This window comes from Pedobacter sp. (assembly GCF_035317785.1).
Lineage (GTDB): Bacteria > Bacteroidota > Bacteroidia > Sphingobacteriales > Sphingobacteriaceae > Pedobacter.
Window position 1 is genome coordinate 1 of sequence record NZ_DATHGC010000088.1, and the last position, 20741, is coordinate 20741.

13 protein-coding genes are annotated in these 20741 nt (G+C 41.4%); 6 read left to right on the top strand and 7 right to left on the bottom strand.

Annotated features, from left to right (window positions below):
* The 3 genes from VK541_RS05340 to VK541_RS05350 form a co-directional block, all read left to right on the top strand.
* Positions 1-814: aminotransferase class I/II-fold pyridoxal phosphate-dependent enzyme (locus VK541_RS05340; RefSeq protein WP_324367660.1), on the top strand; the 814-nt coding region annotated here is incomplete at its 5' end.
* A gap of 18 nt (positions 815-832) precedes the next feature.
* Positions 833-2605 (top strand): TetR/AcrR family transcriptional regulator, encoded by a 1773-nt coding sequence (locus VK541_RS05345; protein WP_324367662.1) that lies wholly within the window; start codon positions 833-835, stop codon positions 2603-2605.
* Between the two features lie 36 nt (positions 2606-2641).
* Positions 2642-3031, top strand: coding sequence for a helix-turn-helix transcriptional regulator (locus VK541_RS05350; protein WP_324367664.1), 390 nt, complete (start codon positions 2642-2644; stop codon positions 3029-3031).
* 151 nt (positions 3032-3182) lie between these two features.
* Here the strand turns inward: VK541_RS05350 and VK541_RS05355 are convergent, their stop codons facing one another.
* The gene (locus tag VK541_RS05355; protein ID WP_324367666.1) at positions 3183-6890 is read right to left on the bottom strand and encodes a hypothetical protein; all 3708 of its coding nucleotides are present in this window, start codon (positions 6888-6890) and stop codon (positions 3183-3185) included.
* A 322-nt stretch (positions 6891-7212) separates the two neighbouring features.
* Here VK541_RS05355 and VK541_RS05360 point away from each other — a divergent pair, with 322 nt between their 5' ends.
* Together VK541_RS05360 and VK541_RS05365 are read left to right on the top strand one after the other, a co-directional pair.
* Positions 7213-7365 (top strand): hypothetical protein, encoded by a 153-nt coding sequence (locus VK541_RS05360; protein WP_324367667.1) that lies wholly within the window; start codon positions 7213-7215, stop codon positions 7363-7365.
* Between the two features lie 236 nt (positions 7366-7601).
* Positions 7602-9650: a hypothetical protein gene (locus VK541_RS05365; RefSeq protein WP_324367669.1), complete on the top strand. Its 2049-nt coding sequence runs from the start codon at positions 7602-7604 to the stop codon at positions 9648-9650.
* 430 nt (positions 9651-10080) lie between these two features.
* Here the strand turns inward: VK541_RS05365 and VK541_RS05370 are convergent, their stop codons facing one another.
* Entirely contained in the window at positions 10081-11433 is a 1353-nt protein-coding gene (locus VK541_RS05370) for a zinc ribbon domain-containing protein (protein ID WP_324367670.1), read from the bottom strand.
* Positions 11434-11572: 139 nt separating this feature from the next.
* Here VK541_RS05370 and VK541_RS05375 point away from each other — a divergent pair, with 139 nt between their 5' ends.
* Positions 11573-13951: a hypothetical protein gene (locus tag VK541_RS05375; RefSeq protein ID WP_324367672.1), complete on the top strand. Its 2379-nt coding sequence runs from the start codon at positions 11573-11575 to the stop codon at positions 13949-13951.
* Between the two features lie 353 nt (positions 13952-14304).
* On the opposite strand, the gene VK541_RS05380 is transcribed toward VK541_RS05375, so the two are convergent.
* The 5 genes from VK541_RS05380 to VK541_RS05400 all read right to left on the bottom strand — a co-directional run.
* The gene (locus VK541_RS05380; RefSeq protein WP_324367674.1) at positions 14305-14535 is read right to left on the bottom strand and encodes a hypothetical protein; all 231 of its coding nucleotides are present in this window, start codon (positions 14533-14535) and stop codon (positions 14305-14307) included.
* Between the two features lie 51 nt (positions 14536-14586).
* Complete coding sequence (locus tag VK541_RS05385; protein ID WP_324367676.1) at positions 14587-14910, bottom strand: hypothetical protein; 324 nt, start codon at positions 14908-14910, stop codon at positions 14587-14589.
* Positions 14911-15339: 429 nt separating this feature from the next.
* On the bottom strand, positions 15340-17718 hold the full coding sequence (locus tag VK541_RS05390) for an ABC transporter permease (RefSeq protein ID WP_324367678.1): 2379 nt from the start codon (positions 17716-17718) through the stop codon (positions 15340-15342).
* A gap of 738 nt (positions 17719-18456) precedes the next feature.
* Positions 18457-18837, bottom strand: a complete 381-nt coding sequence (locus tag VK541_RS05395; protein ID WP_324367680.1) for a PH domain-containing protein — start codon at positions 18835-18837, stop codon at positions 18457-18459.
* A 244-nt stretch (positions 18838-19081) separates the two neighbouring features.
* On the bottom strand, positions 19082-20741 hold a 1660-nt coding region (locus VK541_RS05400; RefSeq protein WP_324367682.1), incomplete at its 5' end, for a serine hydrolase domain-containing protein.

The following is a 20741-nucleotide window of genomic DNA, read 5'->3' on the forward strand; positions in this document are numbered from 1 at the left end:
AGAAGACCTGGCCATCCTGGACACCGCCGTACACGCCAGCGTCTACGAAGGCTGCATCCTCACCAACAAAAAAACATTCCCCCATAACAACCTGGAAGCACTGGAACGGATCCTAAAAACAACAGCCGGGAAATACCGCACCCGCATGGTTATTATTGATGGCGTATACTCCCAGGACGGGGACCTGGCCCCACTGGCCGAGATCGTCACCCTGTGCAAACAGTACGGCGCTTACTCGGTATTGGACGATGCCCACGGAACAGGCGTGATCGGAAAAACAGGCAGGGGCGTGATCGAATTGCAGCAGCTCTACCAGGAAGTGGACATCATTACCGGCACCTTCTCTAAAACCTTCGGGCACATCGGGGGATACCTAGTGGCTGAGCCCGAACTGATCAACTTCCTGAAATTCCAGTCGCGCCAGCATTTGTTCTCCGCAACCGCCTCTCCCGCTTCCGTCTGCATTTCTAAAGCGATTGACCTTGTAGATGAGGAACCTTTTTGGATGGACCGGCTCAGGGAAAACACCGATTACCTGCGCAGCGGCCTGCTGTCATTGGGACTGAACATCGGGCCAACTGCTTCTGCAATCCTGCCGGTAAAAGTGGGTAACATCACTGCCAACGCAGAGATCTGTAAGCTGCTGCTGGAAGCAGGCATCTACGCCAACCAGATCAACTATCCTGCGGTATCGCGAAAAGATGCCCGCATCCGCATGTCAGTCATGGCTACCCACACCACCGAGCAGCTGGATAAAGTGCTGAACGCCTGGGAATGGGTAGTCACCAAATCCAGCATCAAAAATTTTGAATAGATAAACAGTAACTTATAAATGGCAACACCCCGCAAAAGAATCAGGACCAGGGACAAGGAAAGTACGATGCGCCAGTTTTTAAACGCCATCGGAACCATCCTGCGCAAAGAAGGTTTTGGCGGGCTGAAAGTAAACCGGATCGCCCGCCAGACCGGGAAGGACAAGACCTTGATCGCAAGGTACTTCACCGATCTGGCGGGATTGCAGCGCGCTTACATTTCCGAGAAAGATTACTGGATGCCTTTCTTTGAGCGCTTTGTGCTCACTGATTCCTCGGGGATTTTAGAAGTGCAGGAAATCTTCATTGCTTTAATGCAGGAGAATTTTAAGTTCTTTCACGGCAACCCGGAAATGCAGAATATCATCCTGTGGCAGATCAGTGAAGCCAACGCGCTGGTGTCCGAAATATCCAACGAAAGAGAGGATCACGGAGAGAAACTCTTTCAGTTCACCGATCATTATTTTTCCGGAACCGGCATCAACTTCCGGGCAGTCATTGCTTTGCTATTGGGCGGCACTTACTTTATGATCCTGCAGGCGAGGACCGGTAACAGTAAAGTCTCCGGAATTGACCTGAACCTGCCTTCTGATCAGATTGAGTTGCTTGGTGCCATTGATCATATCATAACCTGGGCCTGTGAAAAGGCCATTGAAAATCCCCCTATTAAAAGTCAACAAACCCAATCTTCACCTATGATGAATTACCAGTTTGAGCTGCTGGAGACCTTCGCCGCTCAATTATTAGCCTCTTCAAAACCAGAAACTGCGCCGGCGGATGCTGTGCTGAAAAGTGAGACCAAAAAACTCAGTCGTTCTATTCCCCACCATGTGATGGGCCTTTCTAACGATACGCAGATCCTGAGTTACATTAAGACCTGCATGACCAAACTCACCGAGGTCTGCGACTTGCTTTATCAGCCGGACCGTAAAACAAATGCTGATGCCGAACTGATCGTGGAACTGATCTTATCAGTCAGTAAAACATTCGGGGACGTGATCCCTGACGGGGTTACCCTTCCCAAACTGTTCTGCAAAAATGCAGCACTGCGGTTCAACGAGAAATGGCAGCTGATCAAAAAGAACCTGGAGAAACTGGGCGCGCATCCCTTTTTAACGGACATCATACATATCCCTTTTAAGGAATTCGGACTGGCGGGTAATGAAATGAGCTGGTATGATTATGAGTATCTGAATCTGTATGCTGCCAAACTGGAATCTGAATCTTTCCAGGGCTTAGGGAACCAGTCCGATGTCATGGACCTGCTTGTAGGGCTGGGCATGAACCATCCTAGGTTTTGCGCCTACTGCTCGGAGGTCTTAAAAAAGCGGACAGAGGGTCAGCCCGAAATGATCCGCATCAACCTGCTGCTGGAAGCGCAGACCGCCATCGGGCAGATCAGCTCAAGGACCGACCTGAGTTATTTGCCCGGTAAAATGACCATTGTTGCCGAACTGGTCAAATGGATCGACCTGGAAATGAAGCGGGAATACGGGATACTCTCTAAAGAATCAGATGTGCCGGATCAGAATAGGTTCAGTTTGCAGACTGATCTGAATTCCGCGCAGCTGGCGTTCTGGCAAAAGCTGCAATATGATCATGGCATCTATACCGAACCTACGCTGGACATCTTCTCGGATAAGATCGCTTATAACTTTAAGACCAAGAACGGCACCTCTCCTTCCGGTATCAGCGTAAAGAGTAAACTGTACGCCAAGATCGAGGTGAATTATAAACCGTTGGAAGAAAAACTGGAGAAAATGCTGGAAGAAGTGAGGCTGTACGGGGCCTGATCTTGGGGAATTTAAAAACTAAATATTAAGACTTACATGAAAAATAAAAACAATGACCTGGGCTTCCGCATACGGCAGCTGAGGCAGAAACAGTTTAAAACACAGTCGCAGATTGCTTATGAACTTGGCATATCCATTCCGGCCTATTGTAAAATTGAGACCGGCCTTACTGACATTAACATCACCAGGCTAAAACAAATTTCCGCTTTGTTCGGCGTATCCACTGAGGCGCTGCTTACCGGGGATGAAAGTCATTTGTGCCTGAGGGGAGAACTGAACAGCTTAAAGACCAAACTGGATGAGAGTTGTAAGGAATGTATGGATTTACAGCGAAAGCTAATTGGTGCGTACGAGCTATTGGATGAACTGAAAAATAAGTACCAGGATACCGGGGAAGTGATCATGCTGACGCACAATAGTCAATAGTATGATATTAAAGGGGTTGGGACAAGCAGGATTATTTTTCTTCTTTTGCCAGCTCCTTATCAGCATATTTTCAATCACAAAAGCCCCTTGCAGTTATTATGGAATAAATGAAATCAGCATTCCAACTTTCAATTTCATCTCTCTAAAATTGTTACGATTTAGGTTTTGTTTTGGTATATACATGGATTTTAGCTCCTTTAGAATCCACCTTTGTTACATATATCTTTGCTTGCTTTAGTCTTTTCAATAAACTCAGAATAGAGTCGCTGTTGTCGAAACGTGGGTTCTTGTAAGAGATGATTTCCTTCCATTTCCCACCCATTAATATCAGCAAATTCGAAATCTCATTTTCATTGTACTGATAAAAATAAGTATTTAGCAGGTCTATCTTAAGGTCCACGGAGTCAATCTGCCGAAAAACCACGTCCATTATGCTGTAGCTAATTGCAGCTAGTATGCCTTGTTCGTTAATTACTTTTGCAAAAGTCAGGGAAAGTGCTCGACTGTCGTTTAAAAGATCTGGAGTAATTCTTCCTGCCAGAATAGCTAATTGTTCATTTTCAAGGTCATTTGAAGATAATAAAAGTTCGTAGTCTGCGGCCATTAAGACAAGGGAATCAATCTCGGTTAAAAAATCATCCCAATTGAATTCCACATAAATTTTTTGCAGGCCAGAGAAATTATTTTGCAGTTGTTCAAAGAGCTCCTCTCGGAAGTAAAAGCGGTTATGTTGGAGCATAATCTCTACACGGCTTCGTTCATAACCCTCAAGTGGTACATTGTCAAAGTAAATTTTATACCCCTTTAATAAACTATCTAAGGCTACCTCGGAAATTTCATTCTGCAACATCAGTTCTTGCGCAAATTTAGTAACTGCAATTTTGTCGGGCACTAACTCAGCGGCTAATTCATGATCAGCCAGTTGTCTGTAATTGTATTCTGTATTTAGAAATCCGAGTAATGTCTTATCAAAGCTATCGCTCTTTTTATAAATGTGATACACATTCAACCATGTTGGAGCTACTTTAGAATTCTTGATCACCAACTCCCATAAGGAATCGTTTACTTTTTGTATGTCAGAAAATTTAATTTCTGACTGATTCAGCACCTCTAAACGTAAGTCATCTGTAACCACTGCCGGATCAAGCATAAATAAAATGGTATCCTCGTCCTCAAACTTATTGTCAGGAAGTTCCTTGAAAACATGAATAATATATTCGTTCATATATTCTTCAATATATCCTAGCATTTCATCCAAGCCATTTAACCTGACCGTGGTTAGCAATGAACGTTTCAGATCCTCTCTGTCTACATCTTTATTTTGAAATATTGTTAATGCGGAAATCATATGTGGATTTAAAAAATAATGGTTGTGGACATAAATGTATTCCACTATGATATCACCTTGTTCAAGATCCGTCAGCCTATCGAATGCAACTTCAAGTTTTGATATGATTTTTATAGCATGTTCGTCATCGACAACAGCCCTGATCCAGGATACAAAATCAGGCATTTCACCCAAGAACTCGCTAAGTGACCCATTCACGTCTAAGGACGGTAAGTCTTCGAGCCGGCAGTACTTCAAAATCCAGCCTAGGTATTCCAATTGCTTTTCAGGAGGTAATTTTGCATCATTTTTGCTCCAAACATACATACGTTTCCAGTATCTCCCCAGTTCTTTCGTGAAAAGCTCTCGTGACCCGCCTAGGCGAAAATACTGCTCAATGAAAGCAAGCGACTTATCACTATCATTTGCCAAAATAGCCAGTACACTTTTCAATTCTTGCTCTCGTGATTTTGAGCTAAGCAGATGATTTATCAACGAATTATTAAGGACATTGACCGAACTAAAATCACGGAGTGCCAGTCTGTTTAATAAAGTTTCAAGTTTATCGAGCTTATGGTCATAACCTAAAAATCTGCCTTCCTTTACGGCAAAGAAAAACTCCATATCAGGTAGGCTTAAACTTCCAGGTAGGAAATAGGAAAGGTAATAGTGGTAGTCTTCCGTTATATATCCACTCGCAACCAAAAATGTAAGCAGGGCGTTTCCTGAAAGTTCCGGGGAAAGCTCCACCATCGAACTTTGACTTAATATTTCTTGCAAACTTAATTTCCTTATCGCGTCTGATGCTGCTTGGGCTTCAGATCGCTGACGCAGTAGTTTGCCAGTCTTGTTTTCAACCCTTTCTTTTAAATCTTTTAGCCGTTTAGAATATCCCTGATCACCGTCAACTGCTTTTTCAATCTCACTAAATGTACCTAGAGTACCGACACTTCCATTTGAACGTTCAGACCGCAGGGTGCCTTCAATTACCATTAGCTCAAAATCATCATTCGCAGCCAATATGCCCAAGTCAATGTTGCTATTGTTTATGCGAATGGTTCTTTGCGATGGCGGCAGTTTTTTTAGAATTTCACACACATAAACTGACCGCAGCTCTGCTATATTCTTGAAATAAATATCTTCCAGCTTATTGATTTCATCGCTTAGCATTTTTATCTGATCATCGTATTTGATACTCAGCTTAGATATAAATGCCTTTTTACTATTGAGAACCTTAAATGCTAGACCCTTACCGTCCTGAAGCCTAGCAAATTGCTTAGGATACATATTTTTGAAAAACATCATGGCCAATAATGGCAAACATCCTTCATTCGAACTATTCAGTCTGGTTTTATACAGCTTAAATTCATTTATTGTATTGATGATTAACCGCATATCTTGTACGTATTGAGCAATATCAGCAATAAATGTTTCGGGTATAAGGCCTGGTGTAAGGCCAATCTCTGTTAGTCTTGAGCTTATTTGTTCCGCAGAATTCTTGGTATCGACAACTGGGATTACGGGTATGATGAAGTCAAAAAACTTCGTTCGTTTTTCATTTCGAAAAACATCATCTCTAAGCGCATATAAAAAGGTGATCTTACGCCCCACCTGCTCGGAGTTATTTATGATCGCGTTGAGTTCCCTTAAGTGTGTAAATATTTCCGGATCATCGAACCGATCCAAATCTTCCAGTATAACAACATTAAAACGTGTAGCTTCAAAAAAATAAATTAGTTCGTCCATGTGACGATTTAAAATTGACAGTTCATTTTCAGGCGAAATTTCTACCTCTCCACTGGTGAGGTTTAATTTGTGAAATTTGGAATTGTTATACACCCTAAAAACCAGGTATAGAATAAATATTGCTCCGAAAATTGCAAATAGCAGTGGAAAGCTTTTCAGTATTCCTTCAGGCCATTGTATGTATCTTGCCCAGTCGGTTTTAATTGAAAAAATCTCATCATGCAAGATTAAATACGCAACGGAAATACACCAAGTTACAAAAAATAATGACCGCACAAAAAGAATATAGGATGGCAAGTTTTTGATCCTTTTAAATCTAGAGTACGGAATACGCCGGTGATCTACATGGTAAAAAATCTGTTGAAGTATACTGTATTCTATAGCCTCAATTTGAAGCTCCTGAGCAGATGTGCTTTTCTTTGCGTTTTGAGTATTTGGTTTCTTTTCAATTGATTGAACAGGTAGAGATTCCAAATCTGGTGGCGTATCTCCGACATTAAACGCCGCCAGTGAAATATTTAAATACTTAAATTCGGGATGTTCTAACTCCAGTGTCCTCAAAATACTGCTTTTTCCGGAACCGTAACGCCCGGTCAATGCAACGTTTTTGGTCTCCGGGTCCAGAATCTTTTCATTTAGTAAATCCAGGTAAAGGCCTGTTTGATCAGCATCTCTTTTTGGTGTCAAATTGAAATTTGCTGTGGACTCCTTTGACCCGATATTACGCTGCAAACGATCTAACCATACAGAAAGTCGCCCCTTTATTCCCATCAGATTCTTTGCCATCCATCTCAACAACCGAAGTCGTGCATCTAAGTACGAATTGCGTAGTACGACGAAGTACTTTATAATAACCAGAATAAAAAGAATATTAATGAAAAGGATGAGAATTAAGAATAACATAACGCGTTAATTTAGAACATTAATATTACAGAAAATTCACAACATTTATGATCTAGAATTTGATACTGGTTATTAGATATCAACCTTTATCTATCTTACAATTAGTGGAGTATGGTCTGCCAATACATACCTCAGTGATAGGCATCACCGATACCGATAGCTTCCCCGCCACCGGGAATTGGGATTCGCAAATATATACGTGGGGATGCTCGCCATACTTTCGATATTTAGCCCCGGCTGGCGAATACTCGTAGCGATCATCAGAATGATACTTCGTTCTGGCAGGATTTATACACCTGGTAAAAAACCGGAAAGCGGAAATGAAACTATTGTTCCGGTATCGGGCCTATATATTTAGTTATGTTCCTCTATTGCTGTGTTACCCTAACGCAGGCTAATGACCAAAGGCAGGAGACCTTACTATCCATTTATAAGAACAGCAGGCCCGATAGAGACATACCGTAAAGGCTTTTTCATAAGAATCTTTGATTTTGTAAGCCGTTCCGAGCGATGGCATAAGTTACATAATACTAAACAGCGAAAGGCTTCACAACTCAGTGAACTTTCTTATATTTATTCAAATGCATTGTTAATATGTTAAAATGGCTCTCAGAATTTTTTAAGGCTAGTACCGCCCAAACACAACCCCTAACTACTGCAAATATGAATGCAAACAACGACATATACGAGGCCGTTAAGAATCATTTGGAGATGAATACAAATGGGGCTTTATTAGTGAAAGGGAACTGGGGCAGTGGCAAAACTTACCATCTCAAAAATGTCGTTTTCCCAAAATTGGAATCCGAAACAGATTACATACCTATTATGGTTTCTCTTTATGGCGTTTCAGATAAGAATAGCATAGCAAATAAAGTCTTCTTTGCGTATCTGGATAAAGTTGGCGAAAATGATACACTTTCTACCGCATCGATCACAAAAGGTGCCTATAATATTCTAGAATCATTTACGTGGCTAAAAAAATATGTAGATGTGAACAAATTGTTTTCGGGCTCCGGGGAAGATCTATTTAGATTTCTGCCGCAAAAAAAGCTACTAATCTGCTTTGACGATCTAGAACGAATCAGCCAGAAGATCAACCCGGAAGATTTTTTAGGTATGGTGAATGACTTAGTTGAAAATAAGGGGCACAAAGTCCTAATTATAGCAAACGAAGCCATAATCGAAAACGGTATTCGATTCAAAGAAAAAACTATTGAAAAAACTGTTCATTTTTCAAATGACCTCTCATCAATTTTTGATAATATTATCGCGTCCTGTACTGATCAGGACTATGCTGCATATCTACAAGATAACAAAGAGTTTATCCTGACTACCCTGAAATTGCCCAATGCAGAAAGTGATGCAGAAAAGGAATTTATTACATCAATGGAGAATATCAGAACTCTGAAGTTTGCTATCGAACATTTCCGGATTACCTTTAATATCCTTAAAGGAGAAAAAAACATAAGCGATAAAGTTGTAAATAGCCAACTAAGCAACCTGTGGCTATTCACGCTAAGTATTTCCGTTGAATTCAAAAAGGAAAAAAGCATTACCTACACAGATAAAAGGAAATTGGATGATTATAGTGGTGGGATTTTAAGCCCTGACGAACTGGGAGAGTTTATTTGGGGGAATAATGTTGAAGAAACTCCCTCGCAGGGAGATGAATGGTCGTATGTAAGAAATTTTGATAAGCTTTATTTTACACGGCTATCCCAGGACTACATCTACCACTCTCAAATTTACAACCAGATCACTGCAGGAAAAATTATCGACAAAGATGTACTGATCGCTGAACTTGATGCCGGGTTTAAAGTCGAAGATGGAAACATCAAACCTGCTTACGAGACTTTAAGTACTTTCATGCACTCACGTTATTTTAATCTGTCTGAAGAGGAATTTGGTGCCGAACTCGAGAAACTTTTATCCGCTTGTGAAATAGGTGCCTTTGACAACCTTCTTTCCTATTTGAATGCTGGCGTGTATTTACTGGGGTTTCACGAAGTCATCAACCGGACGCAAGATGAAATTAAAGCAAAGCTAAAGTCAGGTTTAATAGCAACGCTGCAAACTGTCACAGGAAAAGCTAATATCGACCGAGAATTGGAGATGACAGGCGGAAACTATGAGAATGAGATTTTACAAGAACTGATCGCCTTTATTAAAGATGAATTGAAAGTTACGTTAGCCGCGGATCACGGGGCAGAAAATATGCGCAAGCAAGATTTATTCATCAATAATTTACCAGAATTACGGGACGAATTACGTCCAGAAAACCCTGACGTTCGGACCCCGGATGCCTTATTATTTGATAGTTTTACTCATGATGCAATAGATAGTGCGCTAACTAACTGGCAACCAAAAGATCTAAATGCGCTAGCCGAATTACTTCAGTTTAGATATCTGGATCCATCTTTTGCCGATCGTTTAACGAGTGAAATCCCCTTCCTAAGTCAGTTAGTTAAAAAAATTGAAAATCAAGATTTTACAGATAAGCTATTGTTGGCCCATGTGTATAAGGTGCGTCTGAAACCCACATTAGAGAAAAGTATTTTAAAACTTACGAAATATAAACAGACAATTGATGGAATGGTTACACCCACTATCTCTATTCCGGATGAAGATGAAGCTAAGGATTAGACATTAACAGAGTCATTGAATTAGACTTCACTGGTGGGCATAACTAGTATCTTTTGCCAATAATGTTTCCATATTTACATAAAGCTAAATTCAGGTTTAACTATTGAATGATTTTAAGAAAAGGCATACATGCTAAAATAACACTTATATTAGATCAAATCATAATATCAGATCGAAGCACTTTTGGCTACTGCCCCGATCTGATCCTAACTCTTCTATTTCTGTTTATTTATAAGTTAACCAATATGGTTAAGATGGTGATAAACTTGTACGCAATGTCTATCACCTTACCTAGCTGTATAAATCTGTCCGGCATTCCTCTTCTGATACCTTTTCGTCTTGTTTTTTGTTTCCTTGCTTTCATTTTGCATCGTATTTATTAATACAAAGAAATAAAGGGCAAACGAGGGCAAAAAATGGGGCATACGCCCTATTTCATTTGTTTCAAAATTTGACGTGCCTCATCAAGATACAAATGCGCAGTATATCGTGAACGATCTTCCCGGGAAATCTTATTTAAGACATTCAAATTTCCTTTTACCGTTCTTTCCTGGCAGCCCAGTACGGCGGCTAACTTTTTATGAATTCCAGATTTGGACTTTGTGATACTTGAATAAATATGGCTCGTGACGCCGATCTCATTTAGAAGTGCTACAGCAAAAGGCACCCCTCTTTCTGCAATCATTTTTATTAAATCCTGCTGTTGCTTTGGCCATAGGTTCCGGACAGTTTCTAAATCGAAAAACCCAAGCGGGGAAAGTCCCGCTCTGAGTTTGCTTGTTGTCTCGACTTGTATTTTTTGCGCTTGGACTTCCGGCGAGTCTTCAATTTCCCGGATCTTGTTGTTTAGCATCTTCCTAAACTCATAGCAATGAAAAAATTCATAGGGAAAAAGAAGTGCCTCTTTATTGAGGACTTCTTTTGGCTTTTCATCAGGATCAATAGGTGCACCTTTTTTTCTGATTATAGGAAGTTGCGTCATTGGGATTGCAAGCCCTTTTTCTTTGCGCCTATTAATTTCGGCATAGGTCTCCTCGATGCTGAATCGTGACTCCATTTCTTCCTGTTCTAAAAACAGGTAATAATCAAAGTCCTTATGAAGCAACTTTAATTTTTCCAGCTTAAAGTTGTCAGTAAGTTTCTCTGCAAGATTATACCGTTCAAGTTCGGTCAGCTCGCCATTTCGGACCCGATCAAAGTCATCATACATACTGTTTTCAATTTTATAATTGCTGAATTCTGGGCCAGCGTCTTCAAATATAATTTCCTCCTCCATCAGATCAGTGATTGAAAGTCGCTCTTTTTTACCTGGCATTTCAAATTCCAGGAATTCCCAATAGCGGTCTGAATTGATATAGGTAATGTCTTCCAAGTCTTCAACAAAGTCCTTATTCTTATATGCGTCACTGTTTTCAAAGTTACTTTTATCAAAATCAGTAGCCAGCTGTCCGGTCAGCGCATAGTACTGATTAAGTCTTTTGTAGTTTTTCCGAGTCTGATTTTCAGGGATCCTAGTCTTGTGAAAAATGATGGAAAACATGCGCCCGAAAGGAGAAGAACTGTAGGTATTGACATCTCCTTTGCCGAAGTTTTCCAATCTGAAAAAGGCGTCATTGATCAGTTCTACAGTATAGGTATAGCTCCAGGCCTGTTCCTCAGGGTCTAATACGATGGGTTCATAAACATAGCCACAGAAGCTGCATGCAGTGTCTGCAATCGGTATAAACCTATCGCAACTTGGGCAGGCTTTAATTAAGTCTATACCGTCATGGGTTGTTCGCATGATTAATCTTTGAAAGCAATTTATCGAACGAAAATATACAAAAGATTTCAACAATATGAGTCGTTTTCCTCAAGCGCATTAGTGTGGGCAGCCAATACGGGAACTTTTGGTTATTTTTCAACTCAAATTACTATCGTAAATGGATATCATAAAAAACAGCATCTACAGCAGGGTTAGAAATACCAGGATCGCGTTTCTGGTTGACAGGTCTTTTGAATCGAAAAATCTAGCGAAGCTGATTGCGGACAATTACGACCTTTGGGGTGGAAGCTACAATCCCATCATACCTGTCAGTGATTCTCAGGTCGAGGAAAACTGGGTCGGCATTTTGGAACAGGTAGACCCTGATCTGGTGTATTACAGTGAGGGAATTGCTCTGGAGCTTCTGAAGGAACAAGCTATTGACATTCACCCAAGGGAGTACAAGGAATTGCAAGCCAACAGAATTTGGAATTTCCAGGGAGTAAACGCGTACGCTTTTCTGGAAGAATATTTTAAGGCATCCAGCGAACGAAGGCATATATCTTTAGCGTACTACGCCCACAACCTGGATCACCATATGTGCACGTTTTATGGACTTAACTTTGGTGTGCGTCCACATTATGTTGAAGACCAGCGATATGTACAGGACTTTAACACCGCTTGGATTGGCGCAGAAAACATTGACCAGATTCTTTCCCAGATGTACTCCAGGTACTGGTATTCTAAAAACCTGCTTTCAGGGATGATGGTCACAAACGAAATACTGAATGCTGAAAATGCCTGGAGCGCAAATAATTTCGAACTGGTGATTTATGAGGGTGACGATTGCTTTGATGATCTGTTATACTTTTGGAACCGGAAAGTTTACCAGACGCCAGGTAAAAAGATCTGTCAGATGATCGTCAGTATTAGCGAACTCGATGAGCTCAAGAATAATCCGTTTTTCCTTTCGACACTAAAGCAAATATCCGAAGAGACTACAGTTGATCTGAGCTCCCGGAGTCTGGATAAAGAGCACCTTGAAAAGATTAAGGACACATTTAATGCTCTGGGGAATGGAATAAAATTAAACGTGAAAGCGAAAGCTACTTTTCCTTATGCTTTTGAACAGATAAGGCAAGTAGACGACACCGACTGGATTAAAACCCTGATCAAGGGAGATGAGGACTTCATAGACATCCGAAATCAGGGACCTGTAGCCCTGAATCAGGCTACCGGAACTTACGAACTGGATATCCGTATCATCCAGGATAAAAACAGGGATGTAAACAAAATTAAATTTCCTTACAATTACCTGCTCCGCAAAAGTGTCAGCAGCACACCCGGCAGGGTAAACCGTCTTCATGATCTCTCGTTTTCTATCAATCATACCGTTCATGGCATCGACATCAGGGTGCCGGAAACCGAGGAGATCCTGAGCTCCAGAATTCAGATTCGCCATGTTGCGGGCACGCTGGAACGTACTGAAGGATTGATAAGCGCTAGTATAAGTGACGCAGGAACTAAGCTTTCGGCCTTTCTGAAATTGTTCAAAGGTGACTGGAACCTGATCCGCAGAGATGTCATGGACAAATTCTGGCTGGAAGCATTCACCGGAACGTCCGGCTATAAATCAGTGGAGGCCCTGTTGACGGATCAAAACGATAGAACAGATCAGCCCAGAGATCAAGCCAAAGTAGAACCAGAAATACTTTGCAGTAAAGTATTGAAAGGAAACGGCATTTTCTCTTTAAAAGACCTGGAGTACGAATTAAAACTCATCTACTATAAATACCAGGATAAAATCGGCGAGAATTTCCAGGACAGCGATCTGTCGCTAACTGATGAATTTATAGCAACCGCCGTTAAAGAAGAAAGCGACAAGGACCTTTTACCTACCTTGGATAGCTTTGTAGAGCTGGAAGCCATATTTATCGGCCTCAACGTGAAATGCCCTCACTGCAGCTCCAGGCTATGGTATCCTTTGAAGGAACTCAGTCACCGGATGAATTGCAGAGGATGTGACCATCCGGTCAGCCCTCAGGCGGAAAGTGAATTCTATTACCGGGTGAACGATGTCATACTGAACAACCTGATGAGTGATCCGGTAAAAAGGACAAAGGAGTTTTATGGGAATTATGTGGTGCTAAAAACGCTCGAAGATTTGAGAAGCGACATAGAAAACGCCTACAGCAGCTTTGGCTTTTCGCCAAGCCTAGATATTGAATACGTGATCAACCCGGAAGCTGGGGAGGATAATCAAGTAAAAGCAATGACTGATGTGGATATTGTCGCCCTTCAAAGTGGGAAGTTGGTGTTGGGGGAAGCCAAAGTTCAGGCAAAAGCCTTTAAAGGTGATCAGATTAAACAACTGATCTGGATCGGTAGGCACATTAAGCCTGATGTACTTTTGCTGGCTTATAAAGAGGGTGAGATTGGGGATGAAAAGCTGGAGCAGATCCGCACCGGCATTGGAGATAAGCGCATTAAGATAGTGGCACATAAGATATCAGAACCATGGTTTCAGTTCGGACACCTGTTCGGTATACCTCGTTAACTCGAAGGGCCTTATGGAAATTGACAACGACATGAAAATAAAACCACTGGCCTAATCACAAGAAGATTCTCCAGAACATTGGCCTTTTATGAGGTAGGCATCACACTAGATTTGTTGTCAGTAGAATTTGCCCCTGGCAAATTACATTTGTTTTATTTCGACTTTCTTTAGGTCAGCACGTGTTTTCAAGTAATATGTTTAGAAAAATAGTTGTTATCAGAACAATAACTACCTTCAGCCACAATTCCGAAAATTTAATACTTACAACCTTCTTTTCTTATCCCGGATTTATATTATCCCAATTATAATTTCAGCCCTGCCACCTCCCCTGCCCTAAAAGAAACCTAACACAATTACAGCCTGTACCGCAGCGCCACATTCCTAGCAATCGCCTTCAATAACCCCGGCTGATCGTGAACGGTAGCATCATTTACATTCCACTCCCCCCTGGCATTTGGAGCCAGTTCATATTCCCGTCCATCAAGACTGATCCTGATCAGGGTAGTTTGTTTGTCAATAGATTTTGTTAAAACAAAGATGGTATAATCATTATCCTCAAAGGTAATGCGCAGCGGTAAGCTCATAGGTGCCAATATAACGCAGTATATCGGGAAAACTTATACTTATCCTGAAATTCACGCATAACCATCACGCTCATCATCCAGCAAATCACGTTCAGGCCCGTTTTCATCCAGGTCAGTATGCGCTGGTAAATCCTCTTCAGGTTCTTCAATTCCGGAAGCTTCATATTCTGTCCCCGGATTGGTGCCATCAGAATTTAAGCCCAGATCTTCCACCTGGAAGCCGGAGTCACTACCGGAACGTTCGGAGTGCTGATCCAATGGATAAAGCAGGGAAGACTTTTCAACTCCTTCAAAGTCAACATGGCCACCCGCAGGTCCCTCAACGTGACCAGATTCACCATTATTTCCCTGAATATGCTTTGGTTCTTCATTCATACTGTGCTATTTACAGCTTTAACACTACAGGTGGCATTAAGTTTCATAAAAAGCGACACCCTGCTGCCAATAAAAAAGCAGCGACAATGATCCCATATTTAATTTGATCAGCAAATTGAGTCAGTTCAATCTTACCTCTGGCCTATAAGTTCATCGATATTCGGTAAAAGGATTTTGCTTTATCAGCCCCGAAACCTTCCACCAAGCCATAAAACATTAGCTTATCAGCTGTTAAACCCCTGATAAAAAGAAAGCGGGAAAGTCCTTCCGACCACTCCCGCTTTTCTTTATCTAAATTAACGCTCTCAGTAAAATAAACGCTGAAAATCCCAAATTGTTTTACGTTAAAATTTTCATCACTGCGCAAGAATAATATGGTCACTATTGGCCTTTAACGCTGCTGCAAAAATGATCCTTATCTATAGAGAACTATTCAGATTTCAGTGACCTGGCAGGGTCAGCAAGTGCCGTTCTTACTGATTTATAACCTACCGTTAGCGCGACAATTGAAAATGTAATTACCAGGGCCAGTAAAAAAACACCTCCACCGATGTCAATCCTGTACGCAAAGTTATCCAGCCAGCGGTGCATTACCCACCACCCAAAAGGAGCGGCGATCATAAATGCGATCAGCATTAACCTGCCAAATTCTTTTCCAAATAAAAAAACTATACTTTCGACGCTCGCACCCAGTACTTTACGTACTGCCACTTCTTTTCTCTTTTGAGCAGCCATGAACGAAACCAGGCCATATAAGCTCAGGCAGCCAATAAATACAGCTATAAAGGTGAAAATCTGGATTAATTTCATCATCACGTTATCTGTTTCATAGAGTTTTGCTATCCTATCATCCAAAAAATCCTGCTTATAAAGACTGTTAGGAAAAGCTTGTTTCCAAACACTTTCTACTTGCGAAAGCGTAGATTTCATGTTTTGCATGTCTATTTTTAATGCACACTGCCCATACCATACATGGAAACTGGTCAGCGCTAAGGGCTCGATAGCGGAATGGAAGGACTTATTGTGAAAATCTTTCATTACCCCTACTATGGTACCGGTATATCCGTTTATCACCGCCGTTTTCCCGAGCGCATCTTCATTTGATTTTAGTCCAAGCATTTTAACAGTTGCAGCATTGATCAGAAATTCTTTTACCGTATCTGCAGGTTTTATATTTCTACCCGCAAGAATGCCGATACCGAAAAAAGAAGCATAACTGTTGTCTGCATACCTGCAGGAGATGCTGAATTTTTCGTTTTCCGGCCGGGATCCAAATTTTATCCTGGAAGCGCTTGCCCGTTCCTGTGCAGGTGGCGCATAGCAAAATGTGAGATCGTTCACTCCTGCTATCTTTAAAAGTTGTTCTTTGACTGTTCTGATCTTAGCGGGTTGATTATCGGGTACAGGCAGCATCATAATTCCGTTTTTGGCAAATCCCATACTTGCCTGCTGGGCATAATTCATCTGATTTACAATGACAATGGTACCAATAATCAATAACTGAGAAATGGCAAATTGGGTGATCACCAGTCCTTTTCTGAGCGAAACAGATCCCGAACTGCTGTGTGAGATCTTTCCTTTTAGTGCCAGCACCGGCTGGATGCCAGCCAGGACCAGGCCCGGGTAAAATCCAGAAGAAAATATCATAAAAACCAATAAGACCATCAGGAAGATTAAAAGATAAGGGTCGTTGATCAAATCAATTTGAATTTGGGTATTAAAAAGCTGATTTACAGCGGGCATTGCCATTTCGGAAATTACCAGCGCGGCTACTAAAGCCAGTATACTAATCAATGCGGTTTCAACAATAAATTGCCAGAAGAGTTGTGGACGGGTGCTCCCCAATACCTTGCGCACTCCGATTTCCTTTGATCGGCTGATGGCCTGGGCAGTAGCCAGGTTGATGAAATTAATACAGGCAGCAAGCACTAAAAACAAGCCTATACACCCCAAAGCAATCAGGCTATCTTTGCCAAAAAAGGCCCCGTAATCGGTATTCAGGTGGATATCAGCCAGGGGCTGAAGCTGAAACTGCCACTCTTTTGCATCTTTGTTTGCGTAATATTTAAGTGAAAAGGATGGAAATATTTTATTGACATCAGCTGAAGAGACGCCCGGTTTAAGTCTCAAAAAGCATTGCATATCATTGTTAACGTTTCTCCATTCACTTGTGACCACCCAGGGCTGGAGGACTTTCAGACTGACGAAAGGCAGGTAAATTTGCTGTGTGAAGTCGGTATTGACAGGCAGATCTTTTAAAATACCTGTTACCGTAAAATCCAGGGTATTGGCAACGCGGATGGTTTGACCAATTGGGTCGGAACCTGCAAAATACTTTCTGGCTAATTTTTCTGTAATTATCGCTGAGCGTGGGTCAGTCAAAATCGTGCGCTGATTGCCTTTAACTAAAGGAAAATCAAACAGCTCAAAAAATGACGGTTCGGCAAATGCAACATCCTCTTCAAATTTTTTATCCCCTGAAGCATCTTTAACAGAAACCAGTTGCTGGGTTGAATTATAAACAGAAGCTATTTTTTCGGCATAGGGGTAGTCACTTCGGAAAGCGGCGGCAAGTGGCGAAGGCACTCCTTTAATGTATTTCTTTTCTCCAATATTTAATTCCGTAGTGATCCTAAATATTCTTCCGGATTTCGGATGGAAATTATCAAAGGTTAAATTGTATTTGATGAGCGAAAAAATCAGTGCTGCACAGGCAATTCCCAGACCCAAACCAAAAACATTGATGGTCGTGTAAAGCTTATTACGTTTAAAATTTCTAAAAGCGGTAAGTAGGTAGTTCTTAAACATAACAATTGGTTTTGATTCAGCTTGCAAGAAGATTGCCATTATAAATGGCATACATTTAAGGCATGTGGAACTAGTTTTTTTATTCCAGGTGTTTGAAACTGAACACTTGCCTGTTCGTTATTGAACGGCGAATTGAGGTGCAAAAATATAGTTGGTGATAGACTAAACTCGCTGATGCCTGCAACAGCTCCAAATTTTATTTATAGAAATCTACCATCCACTTCTTAGATCTGAACTTCGATCAATCTGCGGAATCTGATAAGGCGATCATCACGGCCCCGGCAATCATCACCGTCCCGCCTACCAGGATCTGCCAGATCAGTTTCTCTTTTAAAAAATTATCCACATTACAACTGCCATCACCAGGAAAGTTCTTTCGATAGCGGTTACATACGAGGCCTGGCCTATAGACAAGGCTTTATAAGAGAAAAGCGCAGAAAGCGAAGTGCATACTCCGGCCGAAAGCAGAAATATCCAGGTTTCTAACCGCTGTAGTTAACCTGAAAAACTACAACCGACCAGGCAATAATGAAAATCAGTAGAGTCTGAATGGCAAAGACAAGACTTAAATCCACATTTTTTAATCCCGCTTTTATCATACGATTGCCAATGCTTCTAATATTGCCGCCAGTACAGCCCATAAAATCCCAATAATGATTTGCTTTTTAACTCATAACAGCAAAACAGAATAATAGAATTAACAAAGCAGAATATTAACCCTGCTGCATATAAAAAATCTTACCCCAGCACATGAAAAGCCAATACCTTCTGCACTTCAAAAACATTAACAGATTTATTGAACTTCTTCCTGATACTCGGAAGCGGTTCACTGGAGATCCATATTTTCAATTCCGCATCCAGATCAAAAGTACCGGCAGTTTCTACACTAAACCTGGAGATCGACTTGTAAGCCACAGACACATACTCAGTTTTACTGCCGGTAAGACCCTGTATATCTACAATGATCAGCCGCTTACTGGTAAATATAAAAGTATCCCTGAGCAGCTTGAATCCCAGTTCGATTTCTTCGTTATCAATTAATAAGGTGCCAAAGTTTTTCTTTAAATCATCTGTGCTTACCGCACCAGCATTGCCCATCAGAGCGGAGAATAATCCCATATATCCTTTTTTAATTAAGTAAATCCTTAAGTATTTGAGCCCTTTCGTGGGCTGCTAGCATCTGACGGCTTTGCTAATTTAATGTTACATAATATGTTAAAAAAAGCCCGGCTTAGAATGTTCAAAAAATGACTTGATCTGTAAGCACACCTGATCTGGAACAAGAATTAGAAAGGGCCAATTGTTCCGTTTTTTACCCCGGAGGGCACTATTAAGATCATAACAGAAGTCCCATCCTCCATACTTAAATTTTCCTAAACACCAGTCCGGAAGTATCTCCGCTGCTCAGCTCAAAGCCAGTGATCTTGTTTTTCGCATCCCGCCTGATCAGCAAATGGCTCAATAAATCACTTTCTGTAAACATGTGCTCCAGACCTGCAAACCTGACCTTGGCTGGAGCATTGTACTTACCAGAAATCCAAAGGCTGTTTTCTTTGACCTCGATTTTAAAAACACATTCCAGTTCCTCAGATACATAATTGCCTGCATAAGCCTGCAACATGGATATGGAAAAGGAAACTTCCTGAGTACGGGACATATCAATAGATTTTGAAAGCGCCGGACTGCTTAAGCTAGCCCTCACCTGTTTTGTTTTAGCATCAATGCTGAATTTATACTTTACAGAAGTGCGGGCCGTCATGTGAAACAGACCAGGCGCCTCGGCAGCCAGTTCCGAACTGCCAGCAGCATATAGTTTTCCCGCTTTATAGGATATAGCGACACTGTAGCCGTTTTTCGCAATGTAATTGCCGGCCCACTTTTTCAAATCCATTGAGTCTTTTAATACGATAACAGGATCATTCTGAACCACCGGCTGCCTTTCCTTCACAGATCGGTCCGGGATTAAAAGTTCTGCAAGCTCGTTAATTTTATTATATACATCCCGGTCACCCCCATTCCCAAACACTAAAAAGCCCGTCTTCAGTTCAGGATAAACTGCAATGACCGTCCGGTAACCCGCCAGCCCGCCGTTGTGAATCAAACGCTTGTATCCTCTATGCTGGACCACATCTATACCCATTGCATATGTTATCAGTTTGCCATCGTTTAACTTTCCGGAAGTGGTCATCAGGTCAATATCCTTCTGGGTCCCTGCTTTGGGTTGATAGAAATTGCTGACCCATTTTGCCATATCATTGATGTTAGTAAACAGCCCTCCGTCTCCCATGGTATAAACATTATGGTTTGCGTTGTGATAAACACCCTGATCCAAATTATAAGAATATGCTCTGTTTCTAATAATTTCACTATGCTCATCGATGAAAGCACTTGAAGTCATTCCAAGGGGCCTGAAAATAGCAGAATCAACATATTTACGAAAAGTTTTCCCGCTTACCTTTTTAACGATCTCCGAGAGCAGCACATAATTGGAGTTGGAATAAGAAAATTTCTCTCCCGGTGTAAAATTTAAACTGTGCTGTCTTTTCAGAATGTTAATCGCTAAATCCTGGGTAAGCATACCGTTAATACCCAATCCAAAGTACTGAGAAAGACCGATATCGTCCCGGATTCCGCTGGTATGGCTTAACAGATTTCTGACGATGATCTTCTTTCCGCCAAAGTCAGACATCCATGGAAGGTAGGTATGAATATCATCATCGAGATTGATCTTTCCTTCATTTGCAAGCAGCGCAATGGCGTAACCTGCAAACTGTTTGGACACTGAACACATGTAATAAACGCTGGATGGTGTATTTAGGGTGCTATCCTCCATACTCGCCAAGCCAAAACCCTTTCCGTATACGATTTTATCACCTTGTATGATGCCAACGACACAGCCCGGAGTGTTCGGACTGTTCCATCTGGCAAACAGCCGGTCAACTTTTAAACTGGTACTATCAGGCAAAGACTGTCCGATAGCGGCGTTTTGAGCGCAATTCATGATCATTAGAAATCCCAGTATA

Excerpts from the sequence above, each read along its gene's own strand:
- VK541_RS05390 (WP_324367678.1), bottom strand. The coding sequence starts at position 17,718 with ATGTTTAAGAACTACCTACTTACCGCTTTTAGAAATTTTAAACGTAAT.
- VK541_RS05365 (WP_324367669.1), top strand. The coding sequence starts at position 7,602 with ATGTTAAAATGGCTCTCAGAATTTTTTAAGGCTAGTACCGCCCAAACA.
- VK541_RS05385 (WP_324367676.1), bottom strand. The coding sequence starts at position 14,910 with ATGAATGAAGAACCAAAGCATATTCAGGGAAATAATGGTGAATCTGGT.
- VK541_RS05375 (WP_324367672.1), top strand. The coding sequence starts at position 11,573 with ATGGATATCATAAAAAACAGCATCTACAGCAGGGTTAGAAATACCAGG.
- VK541_RS05355 (WP_324367666.1), bottom strand. The coding sequence starts at position 6,890 with ATGGCAAAGAATCTGATGGGAATAAAGGGGCGACTTTCTGTATGGTTA.
- VK541_RS05395 (WP_324367680.1), bottom strand. The coding sequence starts at position 18,837 with ATGGGATTATTCTCCGCTCTGATGGGCAATGCTGGTGCGGTAAGCACA.
- VK541_RS05380 (WP_324367674.1), bottom strand. The coding sequence starts at position 14,535 with ATGAGCTTACCGCTGCGCATTACCTTTGAGGATAATGATTATACCATC.
- VK541_RS05345 (WP_324367662.1), top strand. The coding sequence starts at position 833 with ATGGCAACACCCCGCAAAAGAATCAGGACCAGGGACAAGGAAAGTACG.
- VK541_RS05360 (WP_324367667.1), top strand. The coding sequence starts at position 7,213 with ATGCTCGCCATACTTTCGATATTTAGCCCCGGCTGGCGAATACTCGTA.
- VK541_RS05350 (WP_324367664.1), top strand. The coding sequence starts at position 2,642 with ATGAAAAATAAAAACAATGACCTGGGCTTCCGCATACGGCAGCTGAGG.
- VK541_RS05370 (WP_324367670.1), bottom strand. The coding sequence starts at position 11,433 with ATGCGAACAACCCATGACGGTATAGACTTAATTAAAGCCTGCCCAAGT.